8 protein-coding genes are annotated in these 10,026 nt (G+C 75.2%); 7 read left to right on the forward strand and 1 reads right to left on the reverse strand.

The genetic code is table 11. From position 1 onward, the window contains the following. Positions 1-194 precede the first annotated feature (194 nt). The 7 genes from ABT092_RS30290 to ABT092_RS30320 all read left to right on the forward strand — a co-directional run bounded on the left by ABT092_RS30290 (position 195) and on the right by ABT092_RS30320 (position 9,000). Positions 195-437 (forward strand): hypothetical protein, encoded by a 243-nt coding sequence (locus tag ABT092_RS30290; RefSeq protein ID WP_351249608.1) that lies wholly within the window; start codon positions 195-197, stop codon positions 435-437. A 233-nt stretch (positions 438-670) separates the two neighbouring features. Then, positions 671-1,750: an IS110 family RNA-guided transposase gene (locus tag ABT092_RS30295; RefSeq protein WP_351249610.1), complete on the forward strand. Its 1,080-nt coding sequence runs from the start codon at positions 671-673 to the stop codon at positions 1,748-1,750. 56 nt (positions 1,751-1,806) lie between these two features. Continuing rightward, positions 1,807-2,352, forward strand: coding sequence for a hypothetical protein (locus tag ABT092_RS30300; protein WP_351249612.1), 546 nt, complete (start codon positions 1,807-1,809; stop codon positions 2,350-2,352). A gap of 167 nt (positions 2,353-2,519) precedes the next feature. Then, entirely contained in the window at positions 2,520-5,135 is a 2,616-nt protein-coding gene (gene lanKC, locus ABT092_RS30305; RefSeq protein ID WP_351249614.1) for a class III lanthionine synthetase LanKC, read from the forward strand. A gap of 31 nt (positions 5,136-5,166) precedes the next feature. Beyond that, positions 5,167-5,295 (forward strand): SapB/AmfS family lanthipeptide, encoded by a 129-nt coding sequence (locus ABT092_RS30310; RefSeq protein WP_351249616.1) that lies wholly within the window; start codon positions 5,167-5,169, stop codon positions 5,293-5,295. Positions 5,296-5,488: 193 nt separating this feature from the next. After that, positions 5,489-7,231 carry an ABC transporter ATP-binding protein gene (locus ABT092_RS30315; RefSeq protein WP_351249618.1) on the forward strand — a complete coding sequence of 581 codons (1,743 nt, stop codon included), beginning with the start codon at positions 5,489-5,491 and terminating at the stop codon, positions 7,229-7,231. Next, on the forward strand, positions 7,228-9,000 hold the full coding sequence (locus ABT092_RS30320) for an ATP-binding cassette domain-containing protein (RefSeq protein ID WP_351249620.1): 1,773 nt from the start codon (positions 7,228-7,230) through the stop codon (positions 8,998-9,000). The genes ABT092_RS30315 and ABT092_RS30320 overlap by 4 nt, the downstream gene beginning before the upstream one ends. Positions 9,001-9,015: 15 nt before the next feature. Here the strand turns inward: ABT092_RS30320 and ABT092_RS30325 are convergent, their stop codons facing one another. Beyond that, positions 9,016-9,630 (reverse strand): response regulator transcription factor, encoded by a 615-nt coding sequence (locus tag ABT092_RS30325; protein WP_351249622.1) that lies wholly within the window; start codon positions 9,628-9,630, stop codon positions 9,016-9,018. Positions 9,631-10,026 lie beyond the last annotated feature (396 nt).

The raw sequence follows: 10,026 nt of genomic DNA on the forward strand, positions 1-10,026 counted from the left end.
GCCGCCCCGGGGGGGGGGGCGGCGCCGGGGGGGGCCCCCACCCCCCCCCCCCCGCCCCCCCCCCGCTGTTATTTGGGGGGGGGGGGGGGGCCCCCCCCGGGGCGCCCCCCCCCCGCACGCCCTCGGGCCGGGCGCCGTGCGCCCACAGGAAAAGCTGACGAGATCCTCACCCCCATAACCGTATGATTCACGGTATGTCCACGCCCTCCGACCCCGCCCGGCCCGTGCCGGCCGCACGCACCGCCGACGAAGTCAACGAGGACATCCGCGCCCTCTGGGCCCGGGCGGGCGGCAGACTCACCACCGAGCAGCGGCAGCAGTACCAGTGCCTGGTCATGGAGTGGTCGGCCGCCCGGCAGGCCCCGCGCCGCCCGGCTCCGGCCCGGGAACGGTCCCGCCACGCGAGCGGGGCGCAGCGCGGCCCGCACGCCGCCTGACAGTGAGGATGTACGTGAGCGTTCCCCGGCGGGGTCTGACCCACCGCCTGACTGACTCAGGGTCCTCAACGGGATCTGTCGGCTCTGTCCGGGGGGCGTTCGCCCGCATCCGTCGGGCTGGGGGACGTGACTTCATAAGAGCCTGGCCAGAGGCCCCATCACTGTCTTGTCCGCCCTCCCGGCCGACGGGTGCCATCCCACTCGGTCGAATGGACAGGACGGCACACCCCACGATGGCACACCATGAGGTCGAGGTCACCGGCTGCGTCGACACCCACAAGGACACCCACACCGCGGCCGCGATCGATTCGGCGGGCCGGGTCCTGGGCTCGGCCCAGTTCCCCGCCTCCGCGCTCGGCTACCGCAAGCTCCTGGCCTGGCTGAAGTCCTTCGGGACTCTGCTGATGGTCGGGGTCGAGGGCACCGGCGCCTACGGCGCCGGACTCGCCCGCCACCTGCGTGAACACGACGTGACAGTCGTGGAGATCGACCGCCCGGACCGCAAGACGCGCCGGTGGCAGGGCAAGTCCGACCCGGTCGACGCCGAGGCGGCGGCCCGGGCCGCGCTCGCAGAACGCCGCACCGGAACGCCGAAGTTCCGTGACGGGCGGGTCGAGGCCCTGCGGGCCTTGCGGGTCGCCCGCCGCAGCGCGGTCCAGCAGCGGTCCGACGTCACACGGCAGATCAAGAACCTGATCGTCACCGCGCCGGAAGGCGTCCGCACCATGCTGCGGCACCTGAAGGACAAGGACCTCCTGGCCATCTGCGCGGGCTTCCGCCCGAGCCTGGAGCAGGTCGGCGATCCGGTCACCGCGACGAAGATCGCCCTTCGGTCCCTCGCCCGCCGCCACCGCGACCTGGGCCAGGAGATCGAGGAACTGGACGAGCTGATAGCCCCGCTCACCCAGGAGATCAACCCGGCCCTGACCGGGCTGAACGGCGTCGGACCGGACGTCGCCGGCCAGCTGCTGGTCACCGCGGGCGACAACCCCGACCGGCTCCGCTCCGAGGCGGCGTTCGCGATGCTCTGCGGCGTCGCCCCGCTACCCGCGTCATCCGGCCGCACCCACCGCCACCGGCTCAACCGGGGCGGTGACCGGGCCGCGAACGCGGCCCTCTACCGGATCGTGCTCTGCCGCCTGCGCTGGGAGCAACGCACCAAGCAGTACATGGAGCGACGAACCAAGGAGGGCATGTCCAAGAAGGAGATCATCCGCTGCCTCAAGCGGTTCGTCGCCCGCGAGATCTACCACGTCCTCACCACCACGAACGCCACCGCAGCGGCCCCGAACCACCTCACAACCGCTGCTTGACATCCATAAGAGCATCCCGCCCGACACCTCCGCGCACCGGAGGGCATGATCGGGGGATGGCGATCGACGGACGTCCGGTGTACGAGGAGCGCTTCGGCTGGGACCGCCGCACGGCGGTGCTGGTGATCGGCTGCGCGCTCTTCAGCCTGGGTCTCCTCCTCCCCGGACTCTCCGCGCTCGTGCGGTGGACCGGCCTCCTCTGCTTCACGCTCCCGGCCGTGCTCCTGACCGCGATGGCCGGGTCCCGTCGAACGGCCTTCCGGGTCGACGCCGCCGGGGTGCTGCTCGGGGGACACCCCCTGCGGTACCGCACGACGACCTGCCGGGTGCCGTGGCGGGACGTGCGGGCCGTGGTGCTCTTCGACCACGCGGTGGGCCCGCGGACGGGTCGGGTGGGCCTCCTGCTCGGGTCGGACTCCACCCCCGTGACGGGGCCCGTGGGGCGGGCGGTCATCGGTTCCCTGGTGTCCGGTGCCTCCGCCGAAGTCGCCCTGGTGTCACGGCCGGTGTGCCTGTGGCGCATCGACCCCGACCGGTTGCGGGCGGTGGTCCGGCTGGTGGCGCCCGGTGTCGAGGTGGTCGACCGCAGCGGTCGGCGCTGACCCGTCCCCCCGGCGCCCGGCGGGGTGTCCCGGACCCGTACGCGGTCCGCATGTGCACTCCGCACGACCTCGGGGGACACGCAGTGGTGACAACGGCGACTGTTCCGCCCCGATGCCACCGTGAAACGTTTCTTCCGTCCCTGCCGCCGGAGCCGCGAGGAGCGTGTGTGAACCCGGAGTACGCCGCGTACTGCCAAGCGGACCCCGACTTCTACGACGCCCCCCACCGCGGCGCCGAGAAGACCGCCACCGGGTCGGAGCTGTTCGCCGCCGCCCGCGGGGGAGCCCCCGGGGGATGGCGGAGCGAACGGCACGGGGACTGGCTCTCCTTCCACCCGCCCGGGGTGCACCTGCCCGCGCAGGGCTGGAAGATCCACGTCTCCGCCGCTGCCGACAACGCCGAACGCGTCCTCGAACGCGTCCTCGCGCTCTGCGTCGAACGCCGGCTCCCCCTGAAGTTCGTGCCCGGCCCGGGACTGCTGTTCCTGCGCAACGCCAAGTACGCGGACCGCGCCGGCAGCGGCAAGTTCATCACCGTCTACCCGCACTCCGAGGAACAGTTCCCCGTGGTGGCCACCGCACTGGCCCACCTCCTCGCCGGCGAACACGGCCCCTACGTCCTCAGCGACCTGCGCCTCGGCGCCGGTCCCGTCCACGTCCGCTACGGGGCCTTCGCCCGCAGGTTCTGCCTCGACGCCGAGGGGCGCCCGGCGCCCGCCGTCGCCGATCCCGCCGGCACCCTCGTCCCGGACCTCCGCGGACCCGCCTTCCGGCTCCCCCCGTGGGTGACGCCCCCGTCCTTCCTGGCCCCGCACCTCGAAGCGCGCACCGCGTCCGGCGCACTGCCCTACACCGTGGAGGGGGCGCTGCACTTCTCCAACGGCGGCGGCGTGTACCGGGCCCGGGACCCCCGCACCGGCAGTCGGGTCGTCCTCAAGGAGGGCCGTCCGCACGCCGGACTCGCCGCGGACGGGGCCGACGCGGTGCAGCGCCTCGACCGGGAGCGCGCCGCCCTCGAACGACTCGCCGGCCTGGACTGCGTGCCCCGGGTGCTCGACTCCTTCGACGTCGACGGACACCGCTTCCTCGCCCTGGAACACCTCCCGGGCACCACCCTCAACACGGTCCTGGCCCGCCGCTTCCCCCTGGCGCACGCCGCGCCCACCGCCGCCGCACTGGCCGAACACGCCGCCTGGGCCCGCGAGGTGCACGCCCGGGTCACCGATGCGGTGCACGCCGTGCACCGCCGCGGGCTGGTCGTCAACGACCTGCACCTGAGCAATGTCATGCTCTCCGAGGACGGCTCGCGGGTCGCCCTGATCGACTTCGAAACGGCCACGCCCGCCGCCGAACGGCAACGCCAGACCGTGGCGAACCCCTCCTTCGTCGCCCCGCCCGACCGGCGCGGCACCGACATCGACCACTACGCCCTCGCCTGCCTGCGGCTGTGCCTGCTGCTGCCGCTGACGGTGCTGCTCGGCATCGACCGCGCCAAGGCCCGGCACCTGGTCCAGGAGATCACCCGGCTGTACCCCGTCACCGAGGACGAACTCGCCCCCGCCCTCGCCGAGATCCTCCGGACCACCGGGGAACCCGCCCCCACCGGCCGGCCGCCCCGCGAACCCGACCGGGAACCGGTGCCCGACCCGGCCGACTGGCCGCGCAGCCGCGACTCGATGGTCCGCGCCCTCGCCGCCTCCTGCACCCCCGAGCGCGAGGACCGCAGCCACCCCGGTGACATCGCCCAGTTCCACTCCCCGGCCGGTGGCCAGAGCTTCGGCTACGGGGCCGCCGGGATCCTGTACGCCCTGCACGAAACCGGTGCCGAGCCCTGCCCCCGGACGACCGCCTGGCTCCTGGACCGGACGAAGGACCCCGCCTCCGGCACCCCCACCGGCTTCTACGACGGCCTCGCCGGCATCGCCTGGACCCTGCACCGGCTCGGCCACCGCGCCCAGGCCCTGGCCCTGGCCCGACTGATCGTCCGCGAACCGCTCGACGGCCGTCCCAGCGACCTCCACAGCGGCCACGCCGGGCTCGCCCTCGCCCTCGACGAACTCGCCGGCGCCGCCGAAGGCGCGGAGGCCGCCGCCCTGCGCACCACGGCCGAACGCTGCACCGCCCACGCCGCCCGGGCCGTCCTCGACGGCGCGCCCACCCGACGCACCGGGCTGCTGCACGGCGCCACCGGGCTGGCCCTGCTCTTCGTGCGCCGCTACGAGGCCACCGGGGACCCCGCCCACCTCGACCTGGCCGCCACCGCACTGCGCCGGGACCTCGCCCGCTGCCGCACCGGCACCGACGACGCCCTCCTCGTCCTGGACGGCAAGCGCACCCTGCCCTACCTCGGCGGCGGCAGCGCCGGACTCGCCATGGTCCTCGACGACTACCTCGGCCACCGCGAGGACGGGGAGCTGCGCGCCGCCCGCGCCCGCATCGAGCCGGGACTGCGGTCGTCCTTCTACATCCAGCCCGGCCTCCTGCGCGGCACCGCAGGACTGGTGCTGCACCTGGCCCGCACCCCGCACGGCGACCCGGAGGAACGCCGTCGCACCCTGACCCGGCACGCCCGCCTCCTCGGCCTGCACGCCGTGCCCCACGCGGGCGGCCTGGCCTTCCCCGGCGAACAGATGCTGCGCCGCTCCATGGACCTGGCGACCGGCACCGCCGGCTGCCTGCTCGCCCTCGGCAGCGCCTTCGGGGACATCCCCGCCGCACTGCCCTTCCTCCCGCCGCTCACGCGGCCCACCGACCGGCCCCGTCCAGGGGTCGTACCCCAATGAGATCCATCCGTCCCCAGAAAGGATCACCACCATGGCACTTCTCGACCTCCAGGCCCTGGACACCCCCGAAGAGGAGTTCGAGGGCCCGGCCTCGGGCAGCCAGGTGAGCCTGCTCGTCTGCGAGTACAGCTCCCTGAGCGTCGTCCTCTGCACCCCGTGACACCCGGTCCGGGAGACCGCTCGATGAGCCGCCGCACCGGCCCGCCCGGCCCGGCGCCGCATCACTCCCGACCGTGAACCACGGGTCCGGGCCCCCGGGCCCGGGACCGGACCGGTGCCTCCGTCCGGCAGCGCGCCCCGCTGCCGGACGGAGGCACCCCCGATCGGGAGCCCCCGTCGTCGAAAGGAGCCCGGTGCCCGGCCGATCCGCTCCCCGCTCCGACCGACCGCTCCCCGCCCCCGCCACGGCGCCGCTCGCCGTGGTCCTGCTCTGCTCGGTGGGCGCCGCCCTGGCCGCGCTCGCCCTGCCCGCCGTCCTCGGGCACACCCTCGACACCGTGCTCGCCGACCGCCGGGTGCCCTGGCCCGCCCTCCTCGGAGCGGCCGCCCTCGCCGTGACGGAGACCGCCCTCGACGCGGCGGTCGCCGTGGTGGGCGGCACCGCCACCGCGCGGTACACGGCCCGGCTGCGCACCGACACCCTGCACCGGGTGCTGCACACCGCCCCGCACCGGGCCCGCGCCTTCCCGGCCGGGGACCTCACCACCCGGCTCACCGCCAACGCCGCCGAGGCCGCCGCGGTCCCGGTGGCCCTCGCCACCGCGGCCGGCACGGTGTTGCTCCCGCTCGGCGGAATCCTGTGCCTGTTCCTCGTCGACCCGTGGACCGGGCTGGCCCTGCTCGTCGGGGTGCCGCTGTTCGCCCTCGTCCTGCGCGCCCTCGTCCGGGACACCGCCCGCGCCGCCACCGACTACCAGCGGGAACAGGCCGCCATCGCCACCCGGCTCACCGAGGCCGTCGACGGCATCGACACCGTGCGGGCCGCCGGAACCGCCCACCACGAACGCGCCCGCGCCCTCGAACCCCTGGGCCGGCTCGCCGCGCACGGCCACCGCACCTGGCGCGTCCAGGGCCGCGCCGCCGCCGCGGCCGCCGCGCTGCTGCCGCTGCTCACCCTGCTGGTGCTCGCCGTGGCCGGGGTGCGGCTGTCCCGGGGCGCGCTCACCGCCGGGGAGGTGCTCGCCGTCGCCCGCTACGCCGTGCTGGCGGTCGGACTCGGCGCGCTCACCGGGGCGCTGGCCGCCGTGTCCCGGGGGCGGGCCGCCGCCGCCCGCCTCGCCCCCCTGCGCCGACTGCCCGCCCGGACCCACCGCGGACTGACCCCGCCGCCCGGCGGACCGGGCGAACTGCGGATGCGGAACGTGTGCGTCCGGAGCGAGGACGGCGCCCCCCTCCTCGACCACGTCGACCTCACCGTGCCCGGCGGCACCACGGTCGCCGTCGTCGGCCCCTCCGGCGGCGGCAAGTCCCTGCTGGCCGCCGTCGCCGGCCGGCTGCGCGACCCCGACCACGGCACCGTCACCCTCGACGGGGTCCCCCTCGACGGCATCGACCCGTCGGCCCTGCGCACCGAGGTCACCTACGCCTTCGCGAGGCCCGCCCTGTTCGGACCGACCGTCTCCGACGCCATCGCCTTCGGAGCCGGCCCCGCACCGGGCCCCCGGGAGATCAGCGCTGCCGCCCGGGCCGCCGCGGCCGACGACTTCATCACCCTCCTTCCGCAGGGCTACCACACCCCCCTCGACCGCGCCCCCCTCTCCGGCGGCGAACGCCAACGCCTCGGACTGGCCCGGGCCTTCGCCCACCCCGGTCGGCTGCTGATCCTGGACGACGCCACCTCCAGCCTGGACACCGCCACCGAGCGCCTCGTCCAACGGGCACTCGCCCGCGGCCGGCACCACGGCACCCGGATCGTGGTGGCCCACCGGGTCTCCTCGGCCGCCGCCGCGGACAGCGTGCTCTGGCTGGAGGGCGGCCGGGTGCGCGCCCACGGCCGCCACCCGGACCTGTGGCACGACCCCGACTACCGGGCCGTCTTCCGCACCGTTCCCGCCACCGGGTCCGCCCGCCCGGGGGAACCCGAGCACCTCCGATGAGCGGCCGGGGCCCGTCCGGCGGCGACACCACGGGGGAGTTCGCCCGGGTACGCCGTCAGGCACGGCCGTTCCTCCGCGGCCGGCGCCCGGCCGCCGGCCGCCTGGCCGCCTGGTCCCTGCTGGAGTTCGGGCAGACCTTCCTCGGCGGCTACGCGGTCGCCCGGGCGCTCGACGACGGCTTCCTCGCCGCCGCCCCCACCACAGGACTCTGCTGGCTCCTCGTCGGCGCGCTCGCCGTCCTGCCCGCGGTGTTCGCCGCCCGCGGAGTGTTCGGCTCCCTCGCCGACCTGGTCGAGCCGCTGCGCGACGGACTCGTCCGACGCGCCGTGACCCACGGCCTCGCCGAGGCCCTCAGCGCACCCAGCGGCACGACCGCCACCCGGGCCGTCTCCCGGCTGACGCACCAGAGCGAGATCGCCCGCGACGGCTGGGCCGGACTCGTGCTGTCCCTGCGGTCGTTCGTGTTCACCGCGGTCGGCGCCCTCGCCGGCCTCGCCGTGCTCTCCCCGCGGCTCCTGCTCGTGGTGCTCCCGCCGATCCTGATCGGACTGGGGCTCTTCCTCGCCACCCTCACCCCCATGGCGGCCCGCCAACGCGGCTACCTCGACACCGACGAGGCGTTCGCCGCGCACACCGGCACGACCGCCGCGTCGGTGACCGACATCGCGGCGGCCGGCGGTGCCGACTCCGTCCTCGACACCGCCGCGCACCTCACCCGCCAACAGGCGGGGGCGGCCCGCTCCCTCGCCCGCTGGACCGCCGTGCGCATCGCCGCGCTGGGCGTGTGCGGGGCCCTGCCGCCCCTCCTCCTCCTGGCCGCCGGCCCCTGGCTGCTGCGCCACGGACTCACCACCGGCGGCCTGTTGGGAGCGTTCACCTACCTCACCCAGTCGCTGGCGCCGACCGTGCACGCGCTGCTCACCGCCCTGGGCACCGCGGGCGGACGCCTCGTCGTGGTCCTCGACCGCTTCAGCACCCCCGGTCGGCTACCGGCACCGCCGAGCCGTCACCCCGCCCACGGTCGCCCGCTGCCCACCGCCCGGGCCATCGCGCAACTGTGCTCCGTCACCTTCGCCTACGGCCCGGCCGCCCGCCCGGTCGTCGACCGGCTCGACCTCACCCTGCGCCCGGGGGAGCGGCTGGCCGTGGTCGGCCCCAGCGGCAGCGGCAAGTCGACGCTGGCCGCCCTCCTCACCGGCACCCTCGATCCCGTCGCCGGCGAGGTGCGCTGGCTCGGCCGCCCCGCCGCGGAGGCGGGCGGCCCCGAACCCACGGCCGTACGCACACTGGTGCCGCAGCGGGGGTGGGTGTTCGGCGGCACGGTCCGCGACAACCTGCGCTACCTGCGCCCCGACGCCACCGACCGCGCACTGGACCGGGCGGTGGCCGACCTGGGCGCCGAAGGGCTCCTGGCCCGGTTGGGCGGACTGGACGCCACCCTCGACCCGGCCCGACTCTCCCGGGGGGAGGCCCAGTTGCTGGCGTTGGTGCGGGCCCATCTGACACCGGCCCCGCTGCTGGTCCTGGACGAGGCCACCAGCCAACTGGACCCGGCGGCCGAGGCCCGGGCGGAGGAGGCCCTGGCCCGCCGCCCGGGCACCCTGGTCGTGGTCGCCCACCGCCTGGACTCCGCCGAGCGCGCCGACCGGGTCCTGGTGGTGGGCGGCGGAACGACCCTCTGCGGCACCCCAGGGGAGGTGTTCGCCCGTTCCCCCCTCTACCGGGAGCTGGCCGGACACTGGACGGCCACCCGCCCCGCCGACGGGTGAGGGCGCCGGGCGGGCTCACAACCAGCCGAACTCCCGGGACAGCCGTATCGCGTCCAGCCGGTTGCGCGCCCCCGTCTTGCGGATCGCCGCGGCGAGGTAGTTGCGCACCGTGCCGCTGGCCAGACAGAGCGACCGTGCGATGGACGCCACCGACTCCCCGTCCGCGGCCAGCGAGAGGACGCGTAACTCCCTGGCCGAGAGCGGAACGTCGGTCGCCTGGAGGAGGCTGAAGGCCAGGGACTCGTCGATGTGCCGGCCGCCGGCCGCCACCTTGTGCACCACCTCGCAGAGGTGGTCGACCGGACCGCATTTGTCGATGTAGCCGGTCGCACCCGCCTCGTACGCCCGGCGCAGGTCACCGGTGCGGTTGCGCTGGGCGAGGACGGCCAGGGCGATCACCGCCCCGCCCCGATCGGAGGGGGCGCGCAGGGTTTCCACCACTCTGAGGACCTCCCGGGAATCCGGACAGTCCAGATCCGTCACCAGGATGTCCTGCGCCGATTCCTCCAGGGCCGTGGCCACTCCGGCCGGCTCCTCGGCCCGGACGTGCAGTCCGTCGTCCTTGCCGAGCAGGGAAACCAAGGAGGCACGCCACAGGGAGACCGCGTGCACCAGCAGAACCTTCGTCATGAGCTGCTCCTCAACGCCAATTCCCGTCGAACACCGCGGCAGCGTGGCCGCGCTCGTGGATCAACCGCATCCAGCACATCAGCGGCGTACACCGGACATTCCCCGTTCGTGGTGAGCGGGCGGACGACTGGATGCACAAGGGCGCGAACAAAGGGCGTGCTCTGCTACGTGTGCGCCCCTACGGCCCATCGCCTGCCCCACCTGCCGGGGGGTGCGCCCCGGGCGGGCGTATTTGGCGCGAACTCGTCATCGGGAGCGCGTGCCCGGTGCGCTCGTCGTGCGTCGAGGGGGGCGGTCCGGAGCCAGCGAGTTATTTATCTTGGCCTCTCCCAGCCACAGATGGTCAGTGCTGGCGAGGGCAAAATCCATTTCTACGAACCGTGTCCCATTCTTGAG

This window comes from Streptomyces sp. NPDC002490, from assembly GCF_040296045.1.
GTDB lineage: Bacteria > Actinomycetota > Actinomycetes > Streptomycetales > Streptomycetaceae > Streptomyces.